This window comes from Arthrobacter sp. P4_F11, assembly GCF_056401395.1.
On the sequence record NZ_JBFUJK010000011.1, the window covers coordinates 60,631 to 84,488 of the forward strand.

General features: G+C 63.0%; 16 protein-coding genes. 14 read left to right on the forward strand and 2 right to left on the reverse strand.

What is annotated here, in order from left to right; all coding sequences use genetic code 11:
• The first annotated feature begins 74 nt into the window (after nt 1–74).
• The gene (leuD, locus tag AC1DRO_RS13430; RefSeq protein ID WP_476951170.1) at nt 75–677 is read left to right on the forward strand and encodes a 3-isopropylmalate dehydratase small subunit; all 603 of its coding nucleotides are present in this window, start codon (nt 75–77) and stop codon (nt 675–677) included.
• A gap of 86 nt (nt 678–763) precedes the next feature.
• On the opposite strand, the gene AC1DRO_RS13435 is transcribed toward leuD, so the two are convergent.
• Nucleotides 764–2,377: a PIG-L family deacetylase gene (locus AC1DRO_RS13435; protein WP_476951171.1), complete on the reverse strand. Its 1,614-nt coding sequence runs from the start codon at nt 2,375–2,377 to the stop codon at nt 764–766.
• A 566-nt stretch (nt 2,378–2,943) separates the two neighbouring features.
• Here AC1DRO_RS13435 and murA point away from each other — a divergent pair.
• Genes murA through AC1DRO_RS13455 form a run of 4 tightly spaced genes read left to right on the forward strand, consistent with a single transcriptional unit; the run spans nt 2,944 to nt 7,280 of the window.
• Entirely contained in the window at nt 2,944–4,269 is a 1,326-nt protein-coding gene (murA, locus tag AC1DRO_RS13440) for a UDP-N-acetylglucosamine 1-carboxyvinyltransferase (RefSeq protein ID WP_028278332.1), read from the forward strand.
• 10 nt (nt 4,270–4,279) lie between these two features.
• Nucleotides 4,280–5,086 (forward strand): lysophospholipid acyltransferase family protein, encoded by an 807-nt coding sequence (locus AC1DRO_RS13445; RefSeq protein WP_476951172.1) that lies wholly within the window; start codon nt 4,280–4,282, stop codon nt 5,084–5,086.
• Nucleotides 5,083–6,135, forward strand: coding sequence for an NAD(P)H-dependent glycerol-3-phosphate dehydrogenase (locus tag AC1DRO_RS13450; RefSeq protein WP_476951173.1), 1,053 nt, complete (start codon nt 5,083–5,085; stop codon nt 6,133–6,135). Before AC1DRO_RS13445 ends, AC1DRO_RS13450 begins: the two co-directional genes overlap by 4 nt.
• Before the next feature lie 14 nt (nt 6,136–6,149).
• Entirely contained in the window at nt 6,150–7,280 is a 1,131-nt protein-coding gene (locus AC1DRO_RS13455) for a D-alanine--D-alanine ligase family protein (protein ID WP_476951174.1), read from the forward strand.
• A 48-nt stretch (nt 7,281–7,328) separates the two neighbouring features.
• Here the strand turns inward: AC1DRO_RS13455 and AC1DRO_RS13460 are convergent, their stop codons facing one another.
• Nucleotides 7,329–7,829 (reverse strand): DUF3515 domain-containing protein, encoded by a 501-nt coding sequence (locus AC1DRO_RS13460; protein ID WP_476951175.1) that lies wholly within the window; start codon nt 7,827–7,829, stop codon nt 7,329–7,331.
• A gap of 583 nt (nt 7,830–8,412) precedes the next feature.
• On the opposite strand from AC1DRO_RS13460, the gene AC1DRO_RS13465 reads away from it, so the two are divergent.
• The 9 genes from AC1DRO_RS13465 (at nt 8,413) to AC1DRO_RS13505 (ending at nt 23,824) form a co-directional block, all read left to right on the forward strand.
• The gene (locus AC1DRO_RS13465; protein WP_476951176.1) at nt 8,413–8,688 is read left to right on the forward strand and encodes a hypothetical protein; all 276 of its coding nucleotides are present in this window, start codon (nt 8,413–8,415) and stop codon (nt 8,686–8,688) included.
• A gap of 2 nt (nt 8,689–8,690) precedes the next feature.
• On the forward strand, nt 8,691–9,944 hold the full coding sequence (locus AC1DRO_RS13470) for a glycosyltransferase family 4 protein (protein ID WP_476951177.1): 1,254 nt from the start codon (nt 8,691–8,693) through the stop codon (nt 9,942–9,944).
• Nucleotides 9,941–11,689 (forward strand): glycosyltransferase family 4 protein, encoded by a 1,749-nt coding sequence (locus tag AC1DRO_RS13475; RefSeq protein ID WP_476951178.1) that lies wholly within the window; start codon nt 9,941–9,943, stop codon nt 11,687–11,689. The genes AC1DRO_RS13470 and AC1DRO_RS13475 overlap by 4 nt, the downstream gene beginning before the upstream one ends.
• The gene (locus AC1DRO_RS13480; protein WP_476951179.1) at nt 11,689–12,576 is read left to right on the forward strand and encodes an ABC transporter permease; all 888 of its coding nucleotides are present in this window, start codon (nt 11,689–11,691) and stop codon (nt 12,574–12,576) included. Before AC1DRO_RS13475 ends, AC1DRO_RS13480 begins: the two co-directional genes overlap by 1 nt.
• Complete coding sequence (locus AC1DRO_RS13485) at nt 12,563–13,450, forward strand: ABC transporter ATP-binding protein (protein ID WP_476951180.1); 888 nt, start codon at nt 12,563–12,565, stop codon at nt 13,448–13,450. The genes AC1DRO_RS13480 and AC1DRO_RS13485 overlap by 14 nt, the downstream gene beginning before the upstream one ends.
• 53 nt (nt 13,451–13,503) lie before the next feature.
• Nucleotides 13,504–15,357, forward strand: coding sequence for a glycosyltransferase family protein (locus AC1DRO_RS13490; RefSeq protein ID WP_476951181.1), 1,854 nt, complete (start codon nt 13,504–13,506; stop codon nt 15,355–15,357).
• Complete coding sequence (gene wecC / locus AC1DRO_RS13495) at nt 15,338–16,618, forward strand: UDP-N-acetyl-D-mannosamine dehydrogenase (RefSeq protein ID WP_476951182.1); 1,281 nt, start codon at nt 15,338–15,340, stop codon at nt 16,616–16,618. Before AC1DRO_RS13490 ends, wecC begins: the two co-directional genes overlap by 20 nt.
• 188 nt (nt 16,619–16,806) lie before the next feature.
• Entirely contained in the window at nt 16,807–19,869 is a 3,063-nt protein-coding gene (locus tag AC1DRO_RS13500) for a bifunctional glycosyltransferase/CDP-glycerol:glycerophosphate glycerophosphotransferase (protein ID WP_476951183.1), read from the forward strand.
• 94 nt (nt 19,870–19,963) lie between these two features.
• Nucleotides 19,964–23,824 (forward strand): CDP-glycerol glycerophosphotransferase family protein, encoded by a 3,861-nt coding sequence (locus tag AC1DRO_RS13505; RefSeq protein ID WP_476951184.1) that lies wholly within the window; start codon nt 19,964–19,966, stop codon nt 23,822–23,824.
• Nucleotides 23,825–23,858: the final 34 nt, after the last annotated feature.

Sequence of the window (23,858 nt, forward strand, 5' to 3'; positions counted from 1 at the left end):
CCTCCGCCTTCCCCGCCCAGATCCGAAGCCTCGCTCCACACAGCCTCGATCCACACAGTCCCGAAGGATCCGCCATGGAAAAGTTCACCACTCACACCGGAATCGGTGTCCCGCTGCGCCAGAGCAACGTCGACACGGACCAGATCATCCCCGCCGTGTACCTCAAGCGCATCACGCGCACCGGCTTTGAGGACGCGCTCTTCGCCGCGTGGCGCAAGGACCCGTCCTTCATCCTGAACCAGGCGCCGTTCAGCGCAGGATCCGTTCTGGTAGCGGGTCCCGACTTCGGCACCGGCTCCTCCCGCGAGCACGCCGTCTGGGCGCTGAAGGACTTCGGCTTCAAGACGGTCCTGTCCTCGCGCTTTGCCGACATCTTCCGGGGCAACTCCGGCAAGCAGGGCCTGCTTGCCGCCGAAGTCGCCCAGGACGACATCGAGCTCATTTGGAAAGAACTTGAAAACGCTCCGGGCACCGAGGTGACGGTGGACCTCGTGTCCAAGACCGTGCAGTGCGGCAATATTGTGGCGCCGTTCGAGATTGACGACTACACGCGGTGGCGCCTCCTCGAGGGCCTGGACGACATCGGGCTGACCCTGAAGCACGAACCCGACATCACCGCGTACGAGGCCACCCGGCCCTCCTTCAAGCCCAAGACGCTGCCCGCCCGGTTGTCCTGAGGCCCCATTGGCGTAGCCGGCCGGTCCGATGCTGCGAGGCCGCAGTCAGCCACACAGTGGTCTTGTCGATTCGATGAAGGCGGCCGCTATTCCGTGTAGGCCTGGAGTTCGGAGAGTCCGATGTTCCTGGTGGTGCCGCTGACGGTGGTGACTGTCAGTCTCAGGCTCGTGGTGGAACGGGCCGTGAAGGTGACGGTGGTCGCTTTGCCGGCGTTGTCCAGGGAGGGCACGGCCACGGTGCTGCCGTCGGAGAAGGTGAGGGTGCCGGCCGTGATCTGGTCGGCGGCATTGGGCCGGTCGAAGAGTACGACGAAGTTCAAGTCGACGGCGGTGGGGAAGGTGAGCTCGAGGTAACTTCCCGTTTTGCCACCGGCGGTGGCCCATTCCCGGCTGGAGTCAGTGGGGTAGCCCGCGGCGACGCCGTCGATGGCCTTCGTTGTGGTCTGGCCCGAAACGGAGTTCTGGGAACTGGCGGTGACCATCGCCGATCCAGCCACGTTGGCGCTCGTGTAGGCCTGGAGTTCGGAGAGCCCGATGTTCCTGGTGGTGCCGCTGACGGTGGTGACTGTCAGTCTCAGGCTGGTGGTGGAACGGGCCGTGAAGTTGACGGTGGTCGCTGTGCCGGCGTTGTCCAGGGAGGGCACGGCCACGGTGCTGCCGTCGGAGAAGGTGAGGGTGCCGGCCGTGATCTGGTCGGCGGCATTGGGCCGGTCGAAGAGTACGACGCGGTTCAAGTCGACGGCGGTGGGGAAGGTGAGCTCGAGGTAACTTCCCGTTTTGCCACCGGCGGTGGCCCATTCCCGGCTGGAGTCAGTGGGGTAGCCCGCGGCGACGCCGTCGATGGCCTTCGTTGCAGTCTGGCCAGAAGCGGAGTTCTGGGAACTGGCGGTGACCATCGCCGACCCAGCCACGTTTGCGTCGCTACTCCGAGTCATGGCAGGCAGGGCGACGGTGTATGACCGGGAGAATCGGGCGCCCATCGCCTCGGTGGCACAAACTTCGGCCGTGTTGCAGGTCCTGTAGTCGTATTGCGCGTATGTCAGGAAGGCGTTGGTCTTGGTGGTTAGATCTGGTTCGGAAACGTTGGACGGTCGTAGGACGATGCCATATCCCTGATATCCGGTGAGAGTGTGAGGGAGGCTGTACCGTTGCTGCGTCGCGAGTACGAGGTAGGCCACGGTGTGGTGGTCGCTGTGGTCGCCGTCGCCATAGCTGCCAGCGAAGTCCAGCGTGGCGATCTGGTCCGGCTGGTAACTGTTCATCAATGCCAGCAGGGTGTCCTGGAGCGTCGATAAGGTGTACGAGGAGGAGCCATCTACGGTGGTTATGGTGTTGAGCACACCGCCGTACAGTTTTTGGAGACTCTGGTATCCGTTGTTGGACCCGCCACTTCCGTCGGGGAATCCGTCAGGCAACCGCATGAATGCGAGCGAAATTTTCGTCGCACCGTCGAGCGTCGCCACCGGAATCGGGTGGCCGGCAATTCCGGCATCCGTTGTCGTCCAGGTGTTTGCGACGCCGGCGAGCTCCGCGTAGGCAGCTCTTACGCCATTCTCGCGTGATGTCCAATAGTCGGCGGTTTGGTTTGCATCGCCCGCGGTGACGTAGACGGTACGAACGCACAGGCCTTCGCGGATCACGGAGATGAGCGCGGGGCTCTGGAAGAGCAGGTCGTCGTCCTGGTGGGCGACGATGTTCATCACAGTACCGGCAGGGCATCCGGGGTCCGCGGACGCGCCAGGGGCGGTTGCAGTGCTCCAAGCGAGCGCGGCGACTGCCGCCACAGCGAAGAATTGTTGGGACAGCCGACGAAGTCGGGGAAACGCCATTGGACTCACCCTCACTGGTCACCATGCAATTGCCCGTTTGGTGACAACCGCACCGCTGTTGTCACTGGCTCGACGAGCGGTTACTTTCGAGGATGGTGGCCTCCGGCACGCCCCGCTACGGGAACGGTTACTCGTTAAGTTGGTCGCGCCACGTGTCTTTGGGCGGCGACTACTTGGTTCGTCCGGGTTCGACCAACAGGTAGCGCGTTACGGGCGTCGGGGCCAAGGTCTTGCGACGCGTAGCGCGTCGACCTTGAGAAGGAGGCCCCGGGAGTCTGCCCAAACCGTGACTTACGGGGCGACTGGTCCGGCGTCGTCTATCCGGGCGCCGAAGGCATCTCGATGGGCACGTATTTCAGATCGGTAACGGATGCTCCTATGCTTAGCTGGTGCCTTTGTAAGGATTTGGGGGCTAGTAGTCGTGAGGAAACCGGTATATGAGTAGTGTTCTGACAATCCGCGGAGGCGTCCCGCTCACTGGCCGCGTCACCGTTCGCGGGGCCAAGAATCTTGTCCCAAAGGCCATGGTTGCTGCCCTTTTGGGCAACGAGCCATCGGTGTTGCGCAACGTGCCTGAAATCAAGGACGTCGAGGTTGTCACCAGCCTGCTCCAGCTCCACGGCGTCAGGGTGGACAAAGATCCCGTCACCGGCGATCTGACGCTTGACCCGAAGGGCGCCAAGACGGCTTCCAGCACGGCCATCGACGCTCACGCCGGCGATTCGCGCATCCCGATCCTGTTGTGCGGACCGCTGATCCACGCCATCGGCGAAGCCTTCATCCCGGACCTGGGTGGCTGCAAGATCGGCGACCGTCCGATCGATTACCACCTCAATGTCCTGCGACAGTTCGGCGCCGTCGTGGAAAAGCGCCCCGGCGGCATCCACATCTCCGCGCCCAACGGGCTCAAGGGCGCCAAGATTGCGCTGCCCTACCCGTCCGTGGGCGCCACTGAGCAGGTCCTGCTGAGCGCCACGCGCGCAGAAGGCATCACCGAACTCTCCGGGGCGGCCACCGAACCGGAAATCGTGGACCTCATCGCGGTGCTGCAGAAGATGGGCGCCATCATCAGCGTCCAGACTGACCGCACCATCCGCATCGAAGGCGTCCGGGACCTCGGCGGCTACAACCACCGCGCCCTCTCGGACCGCAACGAGTCCGCCTCCTGGGCTTCCGCGGCCTTGGTCACCCGCGGCGACATCTTTGTCGAAGGCGCCACCCAGCGCGACATGATGACCTTCCTGAACACGTACCGCAAGGTCGGCGGCGGCATGGACATCGGCGACGACGGCATCCGCTTCTACCACCGCGGCGGCAAGCTCAACCCACTGGTCCTCGAAACAGACGTGCACCCCGGATTCATGACGGACTGGCAGCAGCCGCTCATCGTAGCCCTGACCCAGGCCGAGGGCGTTTCGATTGTCCACGAGACCGTGTACGAGAACCGGTTCGGCTTCACCGATGCACTGATCCGCATGGGCGCCAATATCCAGGTCCACCGCGAGTGCCTCGGCAGCGTGCCGTGCCGCTTCGGCCAGCGCAACTTCCTGCACTCCGCCGTCATCTCCGGTCCGGCACAGCTCAAGGGCACCGACATCGACGTCCCCGACCTGCGCGGCGGATTCAGCCACCTCATTGCCGCCCTGGCCGCCACCGGCACCTCCCGCGTCACGGGAATCGACATCATCAACCGCGGCTACGAGCGCTTTACCGAGAAGCTCGCGGGCCTCGGCGCCGATTTCGACATCACCTCGGCCAAGTAGCGGGGGTCCCGTGAAGGAATCCGCCAAAAGTCACGTCACGTTCGTGACAGTCGCCGGGATCATCCGGCCCGTGATGAACCTCCTCATGGGCAAGAAGTGGGAAGGCCTCGAAAAGCTCCCCGTCGGCGGCTTCATCGCCGCGCCCAACCACTGCACGGAGATCGACCCGCTGGTGGTGGGGCACATGCTCTACAACCAGAAACGGATGCCGCATTTCCTCGCCAAGGCCGGCCTCTTCAACGTGCCGGTGCTTGGCGCTGTCCTGCGCTCCACCAAGCAGATCCCGGTGGAGCGTTCGACGACGGGGGCGAACCGTTCGCTGCAACTCGCCAAAGAGATCGTGAACGAGGGCGGTGCGATCATCATCTACCCAGAGGGAACCCTGACCCGGGACCCGGCCCTCTGGCCGATGAAGGGGCACACCGGTGCCGCGCGCATGGCTCTGGAGAGCGGCATTCCCGTGGTGCCCATCGCCCACTGGGGTGCCCAGGAGGTCTTCCCGCGGTATGCGAAACGTTTCTACATTTTTCCCCGCAAGACCTCCCGCCTGGTGGTCGGGGATCCCGTGGACCTGAGCGCCTTTGAGGGCCACCCGCTGGACAAGGCCACGCTCGACGCAGCCACGAATGCCATCATGGACGCCATCACCGGCCTCCTGGCAGGACTGCGTGGTGAACAACCGCCCCCGCAACGGTGGAACCCAGCGGCGCACAACCAGTCCACGCAGGGCCGCTTCGTCGAGCGGGGCGGCGCCAAAGGTAAAGCCATCCAAGAGGGTGGCGCATCGAACGAGAACATTGGGGACAGCACCGGATGACGGTTAACTTTGAACGAACAACATCCGCCACCACCGTGGCCGTCCTGGGGGCAGGTTCCTGGGGCACCACCTTCGCCAAGGTTGTTGCCGACGCCGCCACGGCCTCCGGGGTCGAACGAACCATCCGCCTCTGGGGCCGGCGCCCCGAAATCGTGGACCAGATCAACACCCTGCACCGCAACGAGCAGTACCTGAACGGCATCACGCTGCCCTCCAGCATCACTGCGTCGAAGGACGTATCCGAAGTCCTGGCGGGCGCGGAACTGGTCATCCTGGCCGTGCCGGCACAAACCCTGCGGCCGCAACTGCAGGCCTGGAAGGAACATCTGGCGCCCGGCGCCGTCGTGGTGTCCCTCATGAAGGGCCTCGAGCTCCACACCGATGCCCGCATGAGCGAGGTCATCAGCGCGGAGCTGGACCTGCCTGCCGACCGGGTCGCCGTGGTTTCCGGCCCCAACCTGGCCATGGAAATCGCGCGGGAGGAGCCAACAGCCTCGGTGGTGGCCTGCACGGACCCGATCACGGCAGGCTGGATCGCCCGCAGCTGCACTGCCCCCTACTTCCGCCCCTACACCACAAGCGACGTGATCGGCGTCGAAATCGGCGGCATCGTCAAGAACGTGATCGCCCTGGCCGTGGGAATCTGCGAAGGAAAGAAGATGGGGGACAACACCAAAGCCTCCGTCATCACGCGCGGCTTGGCCGAGACCTCACGGCTGACACTCGCCCTTGGCGGCGAAGCCCGGACCATGGCGGGGCTCGCAGGCCTGGGCGATCTCGTGGCGACCTGCTCCTCCCCGCTGTCCCGAAACCACACGGCCGGCAGGCTGCTCGGCAAGGGGCTGACCCTGGACCAGGTCACCGCCGAAATGAAGCAGACGGCTGAAGGCATCAAGTCCAGCCAGGCTGTCAACGAACTCGCCGGAAAGCTCGGCGTCGACATGCCGATCACGGCCGCCGTCGTCGCGGTCCTTGCCGGAAAACTGTCCGTCGATGAACTGGGTCCGCTGCTGCTGTCCCGGGACCTGAAAGCCGAAGGCGACCACTGAGAGTGTCAGGGAACATGACCACAGAAGACCGTCCGGTCCAGTCCAAACCCCGCGTGGCGGTGCTGTTCGGCGGCCGCTCCAGCGAGCACGCCGTCAGCTGTGTGACAGCCGCCGGCGTCCTGGGAGCCATCGATAAGGACAAATACGACGTCATCCCGATCGGGATCGCCAAGACCGGCCAGTGGGTTTTGGCGTCCGGCGGAACCGACGAGTGGTCGCTCTCCGCCTCGTCGCTGCCCGAGGTGGCCCCCTCGGCACAGACCGTCACCCTGGCCGAGATCGGCGGCGAGCACCAGCTGATCGTCGCAGCCCCGAATACCGTCCCGCAGGAGCTGGGAGCCGTCGACGTCGTCTTCCCGCTGCTGCACGGGCCTTTCGGCGAAGACGGCACCATCCAGGGCCTCCTGGAACTGTCCGACACCCGCTACGTGGGCGCCGGCGTGCTCGCGTCCGCCGTCGGCATGGACAAGCACTTCATGAAGGTGGTCTTTGAATCGGCCGGGCTCCACGTGGGACCTTACATCGCCGTGACTGACCGGCAGTGGCGCAACGATCCCGAGACCGTCCGCAAGCGCGTGGACCAGCTCGGCTTCCCGGTATTCGTCAAGCCGGCCCGGGCAGGGTCTTCCATGGGCATCTCCAAGGTGGACTCCCTCGAGGGCCTCGACGCCGCCATAGAGATCGCCCGCGAGCACGACCCCAAGCTGGTCATCGAGGCCGGCATCACGGGCCGCGAGATCGAATGCGCCGTGCTGGAGGGCCGGGGGACCGATGCTCCCCGGACGTCCATGCCGGGCGAGATCTCCGTCGCGGGCGGAGGCCATGAATTCTATGACTTCAACGCCAAATATGTGGACGACGCCGCGGCCCTCAGCTGCCCGGCCGACCTCCCCGAAGAAGCGATCACCCGTGTCCGGGAACTGGCCGCGCTCGCCTTTGACGCCGTCGGCGGCGAGGGACTGAGCCGCGTTGACTTCTTCTACACCTCCGATGGCGAACTGATCATCAACGAGATCAACACCATGCCCGGGTTTACGCCTAAGAGCATGTACCCGCAGATGTGGAAGGCCTCAGGACTGGGCTACGCCGAGCTGATTGACGAGCTGATCCACTTGGCCCTGCACCGCAAGACCGGCCTGCGCTAGAACCGGGCAGCGCTAGAACCGGGCGGGCGCGGACGCGCCTGCCCGGGCCTACTTGCTGTTGGGGAGGTTCTGCAGGTCCTCTTGGCCCACGCATTTCCGGGTTGCCGGGATCTTGAGCGCGGCGGCGGAGAGGTCGGCCAACACGGTAGCCGAGCTGGTCTTGTCCGGATCCATCAGAATTTCCGTCGCCGGTTCACGGCCGAACGTGGTCAGCGTCCACACCGGGTCGCCTTCCTTGATGACCCAGTCGACGTTGTTGACGCTGACGCAGCGGTCCGTCGTGGGGCCCGGGACGTTGACTCCGCACCGCAGAATCACCTGCGACGGATCGCCCCAGGCCGCCGTGGCCTGGGCATTGGTCTTGCGCAGCCTGGCATCGCCGATCGCGTCCGGCAGGGCCAGCATCATGGGCGCGCAGGCGGCGTTCCCAGCGTCCTTGGCCGGCGTGACGTCGACCACCGGGGAGCAGGACGTCAAAACAAGACCGGCTGCGAGGGCCGCAACAGCGAGGGAAGGGCGCGCAGAAACGAACCGTCTGAAATGGAGCATCCACCCAGCTTATCCCGGTCCGCGTGGCGCAATCGTCCCGGCCCAGCCTCCGCTATATCATGGCCCGGTGGTACTTCGATGAACAGCCGGTGTCTTCCGTCAAGTAGACTGGGGGGACCGTGCAACGCTGGGGTTTTGCCGACAATGACGTTTGTGATGGCCACGACCGCACACACCTGATTAAATCTCGTACCTGGGGGAGGGCCTGTCGATGACGTCGCGCAGCCAAAAACTGAAGTCCGCACGCGTCGGGCTGGGAGCACTGCTCCTGGCCCTCTCCGTCGCGGGAACGGCCGTTCCTGCCCACGCTGAAGACCCCCTTCCCGTTGGCGGTGGACCTGTGGTCACGGCCTCTCCGACTCCTTCGCCCACTGAGACGGCGCCGGTGGTGACGCCCCCGACCATCATCGAAACGCCGCCCGTTCAGAGCCCGGCCCCGCCTGTTCAGAGCCCGGCCCCGCCTGCTCAGAGTCCGGCCCCGCCGGTCAAAATCGCGCCGGCGCCGCCGGCTGCGCCGGTTGTGACGCCCGCGCCTGTTATCGAAACGCCGCCGGTCGTTGCACCCGCGGTCCCGGTAGAGCCCGTGCAAGAAACACCCTCGGCAACGCCGACCCCCTCGGCCACCCCGACTCCGACGTCGGCCCCCTCTACCGCCCCTGCGGTGATCGCCACCCCCAGCGAACCACCCGTCATGGTGAAGTCCGAAGTCAAGGCCGCGGTTGCGGTAGCTACCGGCAGCCCGCTGGGGATTCAGCTGGTCACAGTCCTGATCCTGCTCGGCGCGGGTTTGGTCTACTTCCGTTTCCTCGGCGGGAAGACTAGGGTTCGTCCCCGCCAGGGCGGGAAAGTAACACCCTAGACATGCGCCACGAATTCGTTGACCGCACACCACAAGGGACGCAGGCCGAGAGCCTTCGGATAACCCTGCTGACCCACTCCTACTGGCCGGAACAGAGCCCTCCCCAGCGCCGATGGACCGCCATGATCAAGGAGTTTTCGGCATCCGGCTGGGACGTCGACGTCGTGACACCCGTGGCGCACTATCCTTTCGGCCGGCGGGCGCTGCCCCGCAAGATGGCCGGGAGGCCTTTCCAGCCGCAAAAAGGGCAGTTTACCGAGAAGATACTCCGCGTCCCCTACCTCCGCCACGGCAACTCCCGGGCGGCACGTTTGCTGGATCAGTGCTTTTCCGCGGCATTGTCGATTCCGGCCGGTTTCATGGTCCGCAAGCCCGACGTCGTCATTGTCACGGCGCCGGGTCTGCCTTCCTTGGGAGCCGGCTACATTCTGGCCAAGGCCCGCGGCGTGCCCCTGATCGTGGAAATGCGGGATGCGTGGCCGGACCTGGCCCGCGACGCCCGGCTGGTCCAGGGCAGCGTGAAAGGCGTCGTTGAGCGCGTCGTGGATTTTGTCCAGCACCGCGCCGACCTCGTAGTCACCGTGACCGAGGGATTCGCCGCGACGCTTCGGGCGCGCGGCATCCGCAACGTAGCAACCGTCAGCAACGGCGTGCACCTGGACTCCATCCCCGTCATGGGACCGCCGGAACTCGACCGCGACGTCTTCGAAGCTTTGTACCTGGGGAACCACGGCGAGAGCCAGCGGCTGGACGTGGCCATCAGGGCAAGCGCCCTCGTGGGGGACTCCATGCACCTGCACTTGGTGGGCCACGGGACTCAGCGGCCGGCGCTGGAGAAGCTGGCACGGGAGCTGAAGGCCCCAGTCACGTTTCACGCACCCCTGACCGGGGACGCCATGCTCGAGCGATATGCGTCGGCCGACACCTGCCTGGTGTCCCTTCGAGACGACTGGAAGTCCTTCGACACCACCGTTCCATCCAAGACCTACGAAGTTCTGGCCATCGGCCGCCACATCACTGCTGTGGTGCGCGGCGAAGCGGCCCGCATTGTCATGGACGCGGAAGCCGGGGACATTGTTGCCAGCTCTCCGGAAGCTGTGGCGGATCTGTGGCGCGAGCTCGCAGCCGACCGAAGCAGGCTGGTCCGCAACGGCGACAGCCGTCAGTGGGTTAAAACCCACGCAGAATATGGACACCTCGCCAGCCGCTACATGCAACTCATCTCCGAGCTTCTGGCGGACGTTCCCAGCAAATGATCCAGCATCTCAAGAATGCGCGGCTCGCCGCGAGTGTCATCAGCCAGCACCTGGTTGATGATCCGGTTCTCCTGTACCTGCAAGCTGCCCGCCGTCTGCCCGCCGTCGTGCGCCCGTTCGGCCGGGTTGTGACCGCCATCTTTCCGAGGAACTCGGTGGCGGTTCCCGTCATCCTGGCCGCGCTCAGCAACGGAAACGACGCCGATGCCAAGCGCCGCCTCGAACTGGCCGCGGATGGCCCCACCCAGGGGGAACCGGCCCGGCGCCTTGCGGACGTTGCCCTGTCCGCCGGCCTGCTGGAGATATCGGACGACTTATTGGCCAAGGCAGGGAACGCCCGCGGCCTGAAGTCTGCGCGGGCCCGCAGATTGTGGCATGACGGGGACCTCAGCGGAGCCGTCAAGACCCTCGACGGCTCCGGCGCTGCAGGACGGCGGCAGCAGGCACGCCTCGCCGGTGAGGCGGCGGTCTACGCCGGCGCGGCTCCGGTGCTCCGTCGGCAGGATTTCGAACCGGTTCCCGGCCGGGTCCTGCACTTGCTCACGAATTCACTGCCGCACACCGCCAGCGGCTACGCCCAGAGATCCCACTCCATCATGGTGGCCCAGCGGGAAGCGGGCTGGGGCGTCCTGGCGGTCACGAGGCTCGGGTACCCCGTGCAGGTCGGCAAATTCCTGGCGCGGGCCACCGACGTGGTGGATGGCGTCCGTTACCGGCGCCTCCTCCCGTCTCGGCTGGCCCCCACCATGGACGCGCGTCTGCAGCAACAGGCTGAGGACTTACTGCGGGTGGCCCTGCAATTCAGGCCGAGCGTTTTGCACACCACCACACACTTCGTCAATGGATTGGTGGTCCGGGCCGTGGCCGAGGCCCTGGGCATCCCGTGGGTGTACGAGGTCCGCGGCCAGTTGGCAGACACGTGGGCCGCCACGCGGGGACCTGCGGCACGGAACAGCGAAAAGTACGCGCAATTCCAGGCCCGGGAAACCGAAGTCATGCGCGACGCCGATTTGGTCGTGACGCTGGGCCATGCCATGAAGGCCAATATTGTGGCCGCGGGCATTCCGGGCGGGAAGATCGTCATCGCTCCCAATGCCGTGGGCGGGGCATTCCTCGACCAGCCCGGGGACGCCGCCGACGCGCGCCGCGAACTCGGCCTACCCGGGGACGGACTCTACATCGGCACGGTCAGCAGCCTGGTCGCGTATGAAGGCCTGGATGACCTGGTCCGCGCGTTCGCGCTCCTGGCGCCGGAATTTCCGCAACTGCGCCTGCTGGTTGTTGGGGACGGCGTGGCCGGTCCCGCCCTGCGGGAGCAGGTCCGGGGCCTCGGCCTGGCGGGGCGGGCGGTCTTCACGGGCAGGGTGCCCCGGGATCAGACCCCGCTTTATCATCAGGCCCTGGACGTGTTCGTGGTGCCGCGCAAGGACCTGGACGTGACCCGTGCCGTGACCCCGCTCAAGCCGGTCGAGGCGCTGGCGAGTGCACGGCCGGTGGTTGGAAGCGACCTGCCCGCACTTCGGGAGATAATAGACGACGGCGGCAACGGGCTTCTGGTCCCTGCCGCGTCACCGGTCGAGCTTGCGCGCACGATCTCGGCGTTGTTGCTCGACGCGAGCCGACGGGCGTCGATGGGGCGCGCGGGCCGGGCCGCAGTCCTGGCCGAGAGGACCTGGGCGGCCAACGCCGAGGCGCTGGCCGCGCGTTACGCTGGGCTGCACCATGAACATGAGGAGATCGAGTAGTGTCCGCAGATAGTGCAATAGACCCGGAGCCGGTGGCTGTGCAGCCCCTCTCCGTGGACATGCGGCGGCTGACCCGTGTCGGTTCGCGGCCCAACTTCCTGGACTATCTTGTTCAGCTCTGGGACTTCCGCCAGTTCATTTTTTACGATGCCCGCGCCCGGGTGCAAAGCGGAACGCGGCGAGATCGACTGGGCAGCGCATGGCTGCTCCTGAACCCCATTTTCAACGGCCTGACCTACTTTCTGATTTTCGGGCTGTTGCTCAAGACCAGCCGCGGTGTTGAGAACTTCGTGGGATACCTGGTGGTAGGAATTTTCGTGTTCCAGTTCAGTTCCGGTGCCATCACCTCCGGCGCACGCTCCATCAGGAGCAACAAGTCCGTTGTTCAGGCGTTCAACTTCCCGCGTGCCGCACTTCCCATCGGCGCCAACGTTCGGGAGTTGTTGTCGGCCGTGCCCCTCATGCTCGCCATGCTCCTGATCGTGGTGGTGCTACCTCCAGCCGAGAACATCACCTGGCTGTGGGTATTGGTGATACCGGCCATACTCCTGCAATCGCTATTCAACCTGGGGGTGGGGCTCATCCTGGCCCGGATTATCTCCCGCGTTCACGACGTCACGCACCTGCTGCCCTTCGCGCTCCGGGCGTGGATGTACGGATCGGCGATCTTCTACACCTATGAGCGCTTCATCACCCATCCCCAAATGCTTGCCGCCATCAAGCTCAACCCCTTGTTCAACGTCATCGACATAGTCCGGGATTGCGTCCTCTATGCCAGGGTTCCCCAGTGGCAGTCGTGGGCAATACTCGCTGCCTGGGCTTTGGGGGCCCTGGCTGTTGGGCTTGTCTACTTCTGGAAGGGGGAGGAATCCTATGGACGCGGGTGAGAAGGAAATCTTCATCGAGGGACATCCCTGCGTAGTGGTGGACAGCGTACGGATGCGCTATCGCGTCGCCTCAAGTGCGTCGTCCGACGCGGAGCCCGACACGACCAAGCCCCGGTTCCTGCGCCGCGCCGTCAACAAGCCCAACATGGTCACCGTACAGGCCCTGAATGAGCTCTCCCTGGTGGTGGAACGCGGTGAATCCGTCGGCATCATCGGCCGAAACGGATCCGGGAAAAGCACGCTCATGAAGATCATCAGCGGCCAATCCAAGCCGACGTCCGGGGCCGTGTATGCCTCCAGCACGCCGATCATGCTCGGCGTTAACGCAGCCTTGGTCCAAGACCTGTCGGGGGACCAGAATGTCATCCTTGGGTGCCTTGCCATGGGCATGAGCCGGGCCGAGGTAGACGAGAAGTACAACAGTATTGTCGAACTGTCCGGACTCGAGAAGTCCATTCACTTACCGATGAAGTCTTATTCTTCGGGCATGGCGTCACGCCTCCGGTTTGCCATCGCCGCGAGCGTCGATCCCGAGATTCTCCTGGTGGATGAGGCGCTCAACACCGGTGATGCCCAGTTTGGTGACCGCAGCAAATTGCGGATGGACGAGCTCCGCGAGCAGGCAGGTTGCGTCTTCCTGGTCAGCCACAGCCTGGACACGATCAAGTCCATGTGCACGCGCGTGATCTGGCTGGACAAGGGCGACCTCATCATGGACGGTGAGCCGGAAATCGCCATCAAGGCCTATCAGGACTTCACCCGGCACCTGTCAAAGGGCAACAACATTTCAGCCGCCAGGATTCTCGACGACGCCAAAGCGAACCTTGTGGCCACCGAGGTCCGTGGGCGGTCCTCACGTCGGAGCCGAGGCTGATGCCGGGCCTCCGAGAGCTCCGGAAAGGCCTGTGGCATTTGCGCAGAGGCGGTTTGGCACAGTACAAGACCTGGCGGTCCCGTGAGCGGACCGAACAGGGCTTCGCCGCGCCCCGCAACGTTCAGGGCGTGGAAGCGGCCTGGACGGGGCGGGGGCGCAAACGCCGGCTCTCGCTGATTCCGGCCGCCCTCCCACAGCACCAACCGTCCCGGCCCGACGTCCGGGCCGCAGTGATCCTGGACGACTTTTCCGCCTTGGCCTTCGGCTACGAGTGGGCCACCAGCGCCGTGCACCCCCACACCTGGCGCAGCGTCCTGGCGTCCGGAGCCGTTGACCTCCTGTTTGTCGAGTCGGCCTGGGCCGGTAACGGTGGGCTGTGGCGTGGCAAGCTGACCGGCCCCAACGGACCCAGTGACGAGTTCCGGGAGCTGGTCCAGTGGTGCCGGGAGCAAGGAATCCCCACGGTTTTCTGGAACAAGGAAGACCCGCCGCATTACGAGGATTTCCTGCCCGCTGCCCGGCTCTTTGACCACGTCTTCACCTCTGATGCGGGCCGCATAGCCCAGTACACCGTTGATCTCGGGCATGAAAGTGTGGCGGTTCTTCCGTTTGCGGCTCAGCCCGCGATTCACAATCCCGTGCGTCCCGGGCATGGCCGGCACCAGCGTGATGTTGCCTTCGCGGGAATGTACTTTGCCCATAAGTATCCCGAACGCCGTGCCCAGATGGACTTTCTCCTGGGCGGCGCGTTGGACGCGTCCACCCGGATGCGGACGGGGCTGGAGATATTCTCGCGTCAGCTTGGCGGCAATCCCGAGTACCAGTTCCCAACGCCGCTGGACTCGCGCGTCGTCGGTTCGCTGACTTATGCCCAGACCCTGTCCGCCTACAAGGCCTACAAGGTTTTCCTCAACGTAAATTCGGTTGTGGACTCGCCCAGCATGTGTGCCCGGCGCATCTTTGAAATCTCGGCATCCGGTACTCCGGTCATCACTGCGCCCAGCCAGGCCGTGGGAGCGTTCTTTACGGCTGCAGCCGTGCCCGTGGCCGCCAGCCGCAAGGACGCGGAGCACCTCACACGGGCTCTGGTTTCCAATCCGGAACTGAACGACCGCACGGCCCATTTGGCCCAGCGGACCATCTGGGCGCACCACACCTATGCCCACCGGGCCGCGACGGTGTTGGAGCACGCCCTGCCGGGAAATGCGACGACCGTTGCACAACCGTCCCTGTCGGTGCTGTTGCCGACCATCCGGCCCCAAAACCTGGAAAATGTTTTCCGGACCCTGGCCGGACAGCGCGGCGTAGAACCGGAACTGGTGCTGCTCACCCACGGCTTCCAGCTCTCCGCAGAACGCTTGGCGGAGCTGTCCGAAACGTCCGGGTTGCACAACGTCGTGCTCCTTGAGGCACCGCGGGACGTGTCACTGGGGGAATGCCTGAACCGGTGCGTCGCCGCGGCCAGCGGGCAGGTCCTGACAAAGATGGACGACGACGACCACTACGGCCCGCACTATCTGAGTGACCAGCTTCACGCCTTGGCCTACTCGGGGGCAGATGTCGTTGGGAAACAGGCCCATTACATGCACCTTGAGACGGCGAACGCCGCCATCCTGCGGTTCGCGGCCAGGGAACACCGGTTCACCGACTTCGTCATGGGGCCAACAATCATGGCCCGCAGGGAAGTCTTCACCGACCACCCCTTCCTGGACGTCACAGTCGGCGAGGACACGGGATTTCTGCGTGCTGCGCATGCCGCCGGTAGGATCATTTACTCGGCGGACCGCTTCAACTACTTCCAGGTCCGTACCGGTGACGGGCACACGTGGCAGGTGGAGGACGCAGAACTGCTGGCATCCGGAGACCTGAAATTCTATGGAAAGTTAAATGAACATGTTGACATCTAAGTCTGCCGAGACCGAGGCCCCCATCAGGACAGTCGCCGTCGTTGGACTGGGCTATATAGGGCTGCCCACGGCTGCCATCCTGGCCACCAACGGACTCGATGTGATCGGAGTCGACGTCAATCCCGGCACCGTGAAAGCCGTCAACAACGGCGACGTGCCCTTTGTGGAGCCTGATCTGGGTGTCCACGTTGCTGGCGCCGTCAGCCAGGGCCGGCTCCGGGCTCAGCTCGAAACCCCCGCCGCGGATGCCTACATTGTGGCTGTGCCCACCCCGTTCATGGCAGACAAGTCCGCCGACATGTCCTACATTGCCGCTGCTGCCCGCGCTATCGCCCCGAAACTGGCTGGCGGCGAACTGGTGATCCTCGAGTCGACGTCCCCTCCCGGCAGCACGGCCCGGCTTGCCGAGCTGATCCTGGGACTGCGGCCGGACCTCAGCCTGGACGGCAACGACGGCAAGCCGAAACTGCTCATGGCACACTGCCCTGAAAGGGTGCTGCCAGGCCGGATCATGATTGAATTGGTCACCAACGACCGCGTGGTGGGCGGCCTTACCTCTGAGGCTGCAGAGGCTGCCGCCGCGCTATATGCGGTGTTCTGCCAGGGCGAAATCCATCTAACCGACGCCGCCACGGCCGAGATGTCCAAGCTCGTCGAGAACGCCTACCGGGACGTCAACATAGCCTTTGCGAACGAGCTGTCAGTTATCAGCGACAACCTCGATATCGATGTGTGGGAGCTCATCCGCTTGGCAAACCATCATCCCCGCGTCAACATCCTTCAGCCGGGCCCTGGGGTAGGCGGCCACTGCATCGCCGTGGATCCGTGGTTCATCGTTGCTGCCGATCCCGAAAATTCCACCCTGATCCGGACCGCCCGCGAAGTCAATGACGGCAAGCCCGGCTACATTGTGGAACAGGTCCAAAAGGCGGTCAGGGACATCAGCAGCCCGACGATTGCCTGTCTGGGCCTGGCCTTTAAGGCAAATATCGACGACGTCCGTGAGTCCCCAGCCGTGGAGATCGTCCGACGTGTGGCCGTGCAACATCCGGATGCCGAGATTCTCGTCGCGGCACCGCACAAGGATCATCTGCCCCAGGTGCTGGCCGTGCTTCCCAACGTCCGTCACGTGGAGACGGACAAGGCCATCGAGGCTGCCCAGGTGGTGGTGCTTCTGGTGGATCACGACAAATTCCGCGAGGTGGAGCCGGCCAGCCTTGAAGGCAAGCAAATCATCGACACCCGCGGTTTTTGGCGCTGAGCGATGAAGATAGGCGACGGACTGCGATGAATTCCTCTGGCATGGGAGGATCGCTCCGATTCCAGCAGACTCGCCGGTTTCGACGCGTAATAGCCCGCCTCACCGGGGCAATGCATCCGGCTGACAAGTCGCGGCTTCACCGTCTGGTCAGGGGCCGTCACAAGCGTCTGGGGCGGCTGTCAGTGATAGTGCCCGTATTCAATGTCGAGCCCTACCTGGCCGACTGCCTTGCAAGCATCGTCGCGCAAAGCTACACGCACCTGGAGATCATCGTCATCGATGATGGCTCCACAGATGGTTCACGGGCAATTGCCGAGGATTTCGCCCGCCGCGACCGAAGGATCCACATTCTTGATGTTGTCCACGGTGGAAACGGCCGCGCCCGAAACGCGGGCCTCGAAAAAGCTACTGGCAGGTTCATCACCTTTGCAGATTCCGACGACCTGGTGGCCCCTGGCGCCTATGGGGCCATGATCGCGAAGCTGCACGAGACGTCGTCCCAGTTTGTCGTGGGCTCCTCCGACCGGCTGCTGGGACGAAAGCGATCACGAGTGACGATGATGGACAAGCTCCACGCCCTCCCTCGGGATGCAATCAGCCTGTCTGACTACCCCGACATCCTGTCGGACGTCTTCCTGTGGAACAAGATGTTTCGCAAGGATTTTTGGGATTCGGCAGTCGGGCCGATTCCGGAGGATGTCCTGTACGAGGATCAGGAAACCTCGGCCCGGGCCTACGCGCGGGCCCGGACATTCGACATCATCCCGGACACCGTCTACCACTGGAGGATCCGTCACGACGGATCCTCCATTACCCAGAACAAGCACTCCATTGGGGACCTGGAAGACCGCCTCTGCGTTGTGGATTCCGTCAGCCAGCTGCTGGTGGCCGAAAGCGGACCGGATGCCCTCCTAGCATGGTTTACGAGAGTTCTCGGATCGGACCTCGTGCCTTACTTCGAACAGGTGCCGTACGCCGGTGACGACTACTGGAACGCACTTCACGCTGGCCTGGCAAAAATACTGTCGTCTGTGCGGAGCCTGGAGAGCGAACTTTCTGCGGCCGTGCTGAAGAACATCGGGCCGCACGAGCAAATCCTGTGCAGCCTGGCAGCGCAAGGAGCCCGCGATGACTTCGAAATGGTACTTATATATCGGTTCGAAAACGGCACCGGGTTCGAGACCCACATTCGCAACAATCGATTTCTTGCTCGGCTTGAATACCTCCCCTCGCTGACCACGGCCGACTCCGACGAGCTGCTGGAATTCCCCTCGGCAGCGTTGACGCCGGATTCGCACGTCCGCGGCGTGGGGTGGGCAAAGGACGGCGCCGTCATGTTGGGCGGGCACTTCTATCTGTCGGGACTCGATTCGGCAATTTACCCCGGCGAGATCAGCGTCTTGATTACGGACGGCGCCGGGAAGCTCCGGGACGTGGGGGTCGACCGCGTGCAGGATCCGCACCTGGACGTGCTTGCCGGCGATCCGCATGCCAGCCACACGGGCGCGGCTTTCACTTGTCGCGTCGGTGCCGAGCTCATCGGCGAAGTCGTCACGGCACCCATCGAAGTTGTCGTCAGGTTGGCTGTTGCCCAGGAAGTCTTTGAACGCCGGCACATCGTGAGTCCTCCGCTCCGGGACACCAAAGACGTTGTCAGCGGCCCCTCCCTGCGGCAACCCGTGGTCACTGACGTCACCTTTGATGAAGAGCGGGACGAGTTCAGTGTCTGCGTCCGGGTCCCGCGTCCAGTGGCGTCCGGGTTGGCGACGTTTGACGTCGCCCTGGTAACGGCACGGAATACAGTGCGTCCGACGTCAGTGGAGGACCGCCGCCCGGACGCCCGGGTGTTTACATTCTCCCTGAAACAGGCCACATGGGGCAGGGAGACCGCTGCGCCAATCTCCGGCGCCTACACGCTGCGTTTTGTAAGTGGGGGAGACAGCCTCAATCAGTCGTCCCTGCCGGTCAAGACCGATGATCGATGGACGGGCGTTCTTCCCCTGGAACACGGCTTTGCGCACGCCACGGTCAGAGTGTTTCAAACCGCATCCGGAGCCTGTGCCGTGGGGATCGCACCGCCGCTAAAACTCTGGGAGCGCGGGAAATACAACCAACGGCGGCTCCGCGATGAGTACGCCATGAGGACAGGCCCCGACACACTCACTGACGCCGTCTTCTTCGAGAGCTTCGCTGGTAAGAGCTGCACCGACAGTCCACGCGCCATCTCGGACGCACTGCATGCAAAGTCCGCCAACGTGCCCATTTACTGGTCTATCAACGATTTTTCCGTGGAGTATCCCGAGTACGCGGTCCCGGTTCTCCGTGGCTCCCGCGATTGGTTCGTCAGGCTCAAGACCTCCAGGATACTTGTCAATAACAACAACTTCCCGTCGTTCTTCAGGAAATCCGAAGGGCAGCGGTACGTGCAGACCTGGCACGGCACACCGCTGAAAAAGCTGGCTCGGCACGCTCCCAGCCGGTATCTCTCGGCCTCCTATCGAATGCTCATGGAACGGGAAGCCAGGACGTGGGACGTCCTGCTCGCACAAAACGGGTTTGCGGCCGACGTCCTACCCGAGGCCTTTGGGTACGGGGGAGAGGTCCTGACGCTCGGCTACCCACGCAACGATGCTCTGGCTGCGCCGGACTCGGAACGCCGGTCCGAACGAGTCCGGCAGGATCTGGGGATAACTCCAGAGCAAATAGCGGTTCTCTATGCCCCTACGTGGCGCGACAATGCCAAAGATGGATCAGAGCACCATACCCTGGTGGCCCATTTGGATTTCGCCAGGGCATTGTCGAACCTCGGCTCAAACTACGTGTTCCTCATTCGTGGGCACCACAATGTCGTCGCCGCCTCGTCCACCCAAGTTGGCTCCAACCTGATCGACGTTTCGATGTATCCGGAAATCAACGATCTGATCCTGGCTTCGGACCTGCTCGTGACAGACTATTCGTCGATTTCTTTCGACTATTGCGTGACCGACAAGCCAATGTATTTCCTGGTGCCCGATCTCAGTCAGTACCGGGATGAGATTCGCGGATTTTACCTGAACTGGGAGGCAATGGCTCCAGGCCCGTTATGTTCAGACACAGACCAACTCTGTGAAGCTATCGCGTCAGGTATGCCATCTGATGACGCCGCATACCGGCACTTCAAGGCGACTTACGCGGCACAGGATGACGGCGGAGCCGCCGGCAGGGTCGTGGGCAAAATTTGGCCCGCTATAACTGGGGCCTTTCAAGGGTGAACCGTGGGTCTGCCCTGTTGGCACCGTAAGCTTTAGGGATGGACAGGGCCGGCAGCGCGTCTGCTCGGCGGTTCTTTTAACATGGAGGATATTGATGATTGGTTGGCAAATCGGCTACTGGGGCGGCCGCGAGCTCGAAAAGCGCGGCAACTGGAAATCGGCCGCCTCCGTCTATCAGAGGCTCTGGGACCAGGGGGAATCTACCAACGCCAAGGTCGCCTTCAAGCTCGGTCACGCTTACTTCCGGCTGGAAAACTTGGACCTTGCCCATGAGTATGTCTCCAGTGCCGTTAAGCTGGATCCAAAAAACGCCGCTTGGCACTACCGCCTCGGGTTTATCCAGGAACGTCTGAAATTGTGGACAGAGGCGCTGCACTCCTACACTTCGGCTACCGGACTGGACCCTCACCGGGCCGAGTGGTTCTACCGGAAAGCCCAGTGTGAACAGTCATTGGGCGAAAAGGTTGCAGCGCAGGAATCCCTGCGCTCGGCTATTCATCTCGACCCGCGCAATGCCAAATTCCATAAGGGTTTGGGAAAACTGCTAGGCAAAGGTGCTGCCCGGTGGCAGGAGATCGAGGCGCTGGAGGACGGCCTGGCGCTCCACCGGCAAGACGCGGATTGGCTGATCAAGCTTGCCCAAGCCTACTTTGAAATGGAACGCTTCTCAGAGGCGGCCGAACTCTTCGAGCTCGCACTGCAATTGCGGCCTGATGATGCGCGGCTGTTGTTTAGTACCGGCCGCGCGCACGCAGACGGGGCTGACCGCGCCGCTGCGCAAGAATGGTTCAGCCGCGCGGTGGCGGCTGATCGCGAACTCAATGCGGCACGATTCGGGCATGGAGTCTTCTTTGAAGACCTAAAGGACTGGAACAGTGCTGCCGGCGCGTATCTGGAACAGCTTAAGTACCGGCCGTTGGATTCGGAACTGCATTACCGTCATGGATTTGCCTGCGACCGGGGCTACAAATGGTCCGACGCGGAATCTTCGTACCAGGCTGCGGTAGCCTTGAAACCGGATGAAGCCTATTGGCATTACCGGCTCGGATTCGTCCAGGAGCGCCAGCAGGATCTGCAAGCGGCAGCGGAATCGTACGGGGCCGCAATCCAAGCAAGTGAAACTCAAAAGCCTTATTGGCTATTTCGGCGGGCTTATGTTCTCCACGAAGCGGGCCGCTTCCAGGAAGCCATTGAATCTTATATCGCGGCGGCGAAGCTGACGCCACTCGATCAAATATTCGACGATTCAATTGAGTCGCAAGCCACAGAGGTGAAGGACCGGCTTCAACGACTCGTGAGGCAACTCGCCAGCTCTATAAGAACCAAGCTGGACGCAAATTCGTTTTTTGACGTGGGCATGGATGCCGAAAAACTCGGGGACTGGCGGGGTGCAGCTGAGCTCTATCACCAGGCTGTGCTTCGCAGCAATGACCACAAACCTGCTTGGTATAACCGGCTGGGCCACGCCCTCGCGAAGGCAGGCGACGCCGAGGAGGCCTGTGACGCCTTCCGAATGAGTCGGATATTCGCGCGACCGTATGGAGTAAATGAGCAGGGGTATTCCAAGACTGCCGCGGTTAAGACCGTTATTGAATACGTCGAGTATTACGAGACACGGCCTGTAGCCAAGAATACAATTCTCTACGAGAGCAACCTGGGCGGGTCCATCGATTGCAATCCTCTGTCTATATTTGAAAAAATTATTGATGATCCGAAATATTCCGACTTCACGCATATCTGGACCGTCGCAGATCGGGACGTCTCATTGCCCGCCAGCATCCTCGGACGCGAAAATGTTCGCATTGTGGTCAAGCAGTCTGATTTGTATCTGCGGTACTTGGCCACGGCCGAGTATCTCATCAACAACTCAACCTTTCCGTCTTACTTCATCCGCAAAGACGGCCAGTCATATTTGAATACCTGGCACGGCACGCCTTTGAAGAAAATGGGAACCGACGTGGAGGGGGCTGCCCTCGAGCATGCCAACGTCACCCGCAATCTGCTTCAGGCCACACATCTTCTCAGTTCGAACGAACACACGACAGATGTGCTCACCCGGGCATTCGGCGTGGATCAGCTCTTCAGCGGTCGCGTGGCGCTCACCGGATATCCCCGTATCGACAAAACGGTACGATCTTCTGCTGCCAGCCGCGAGGCAGTTTCCCGCGAGCTTGGGATAGATCCCAAGGATCCCAAGCCAATTGTTCTGTACGCCCCCACTTGGCGGGGCAGCATGGACGCAAAGGTTCTCGACGCGGAGGCAATGACTCGGGACATCGAGGCACTCGCTTCGGCCAAGGACTTCCACCTGGTGGTGCGTGCCCACCACTACACCGAGGACCTCCTGATCGGCGGTGAACAGCCGATCGCCGTTGTACCGCGGAATCTCACCACAAATGATCTGCTGTCCGTTGTTGACGTGCTGGTTACCGACTACTCGAGCGTCGTTTTCGACTACATGTCCACTGGGCGCCCCGTGGTGTTCTATGTCCCGGACCTCGACGAATATTCGGCGGAACGGGGACTCTACTTTGATATGGGCAGCCTCCCCGGTGCAGTGTGCCGCACGGTCGAACAAGTTTTGGCTGGCGTGCGGAACGGACTAGCCTCCGAACAGGTCCATCCCACGTATGCGGCGAACCAAAAACGCTTCACGCCGGCCGAGGACGGAAATGCTGCAGCGAGGGCAGTCGCCTTCTTCTTTGAGGGGGACACCAGCCACGATGTCTTGCTGCCGAAGAAGGAAAGTTCCCTGCTTTTCAGGCACGGCATGAACCCGAATGGCATGACGGCTTCCTTGCTGAACCTGCTTCAGGCGCTGGACCCGGAACACCATGCCTTGACGTTGCTCATTGATGCGGCGGGGGTCTCAAACGATCCCCAGCGGCATGCCGCTTTCACGTCACTTCCCGGTAACGTCCGCACGGTTGGCAGGGTGGGTCGCCACGTCGCTTCCGTGGAGGAGCGGTGGATAATTTCAACCTTCAAAAGGTTGAACAGCTTTTCAACAGAAGAGCAAAAGCAGCTATATTTCCAGGCGTACAGCCGCGAATTCCGTCGGCTGTTCGGCAAGTCTGCCTTCGATGCCCTCGTGGAATTTGACGGTTACTCACCCTTTATGGCCTCGATCCTGCTCGGCGGCCGCCACGGAACGAACAAGAGTGAGATCTTCCTGCACAACGACATGCTGGCCGAGTCCAGTTCCAAGTATCCGTACTTGCGTGAAATGTTTGCCCTTTACCGCGAGTTTGACGGAGTGGTTTCCGTTTCGAAGGCGCTCAGCGACGTCAACGCCACAAAGTTGTCGGACAGCTTCGGTATCCCGAACGAGAAATTTGGCTATACGCCCAACGTCGTGATCCCGGAGCGGATCCTCGCCCGGGCCGCCGAACCTGTGGACTCCGCCCTGGCTGATTGGATGTCGGGCCCTGGCAAGGTCTTCACGATAAGTGCGCGCCTCTCCCCGGAAAAGGACCACGCCAAGCTGCTGCGGGCCTTCAAGCAAATCGTTGACGAGTCACCGGATACGCGCCTCATCATGATCGGTGATGGGGTACTGGCCGGGGAGTTGCGGAGATTGTCCAGCGAGCTTGGCCTGGAGGGCTCCGTCCTATTTGCCGGAATGCAGGACAATCCATTCGCCATCTTGCGAAGAAGCGACTGTTTCATCCTCTCGTCTAACCATGAGGGTCAGCCTATGGTCCTCTTGGAAGCCATGGTTCTCGGCATGCCGATCGTCGCGACAGACATTGACGGTTCACGAGGCGTCCTCGCAGGTCCGGACGGGGAACACGGACTGCTGGTGGCGAACACGGTGGGAGGCCTCGTCGAAGGCATGCGCGCCTACCTGGCAGGGGAGGTACCTCAAGCCCAATTCGATGCAGACCAGTACGTCGCCGGCGCCATAGCCAAGTTCGAGAGCATCGTCGGAGCGGATGTTGCACTGACCCGATGACATCGAGCCGATGACAAAAGAGCGGCTAACGGAT

Excerpts from the sequence above, each read along its gene's own strand:
- AC1DRO_RS13470 (WP_476951177.1), top strand. The coding sequence starts at position 8,691 with ATGCGCCACGAATTCGTTGACCGCACACCACAAGGGACGCAGGCCGAG.
- AC1DRO_RS13435 (WP_476951171.1), bottom strand. The coding sequence starts at position 2,377 with ATGAACATCGTCGCCCACCAGGACGACGACCTGCTCTTCCAGAGCCCC.
- AC1DRO_RS13485 (WP_476951180.1), top strand. The coding sequence starts at position 12,563 with ATGGACGCGGGTGAGAAGGAAATCTTCATCGAGGGACATCCCTGCGTA.
- AC1DRO_RS13475 (WP_476951178.1), top strand. The coding sequence starts at position 9,941 with ATGATCCAGCATCTCAAGAATGCGCGGCTCGCCGCGAGTGTCATCAGC.
- AC1DRO_RS13455 (WP_476951174.1), top strand. The coding sequence starts at position 6,150 with ATGACCACAGAAGACCGTCCGGTCCAGTCCAAACCCCGCGTGGCGGTG.
- AC1DRO_RS13450 (WP_476951173.1), top strand. The coding sequence starts at position 5,083 with ATGACGGTTAACTTTGAACGAACAACATCCGCCACCACCGTGGCCGTC.
- murA (WP_028278332.1), top strand. The coding sequence starts at position 2,944 with ATGAGTAGTGTTCTGACAATCCGCGGAGGCGTCCCGCTCACTGGCCGC.
- wecC (WP_476951182.1), top strand. The coding sequence starts at position 15,338 with ATGAACATGTTGACATCTAAGTCTGCCGAGACCGAGGCCCCCATCAGG.
- leuD (WP_476951170.1), top strand. The coding sequence starts at position 75 with ATGGAAAAGTTCACCACTCACACCGGAATCGGTGTCCCGCTGCGCCAG.
- AC1DRO_RS13460 (WP_476951175.1), bottom strand. The coding sequence starts at position 7,829 with ATGCTCCATTTCAGACGGTTCGTTTCTGCGCGCCCTTCCCTCGCTGTT.
- AC1DRO_RS13505 (WP_476951184.1), top strand. The coding sequence starts at position 19,964 with ATGATTGGTTGGCAAATCGGCTACTGGGGCGGCCGCGAGCTCGAAAAG.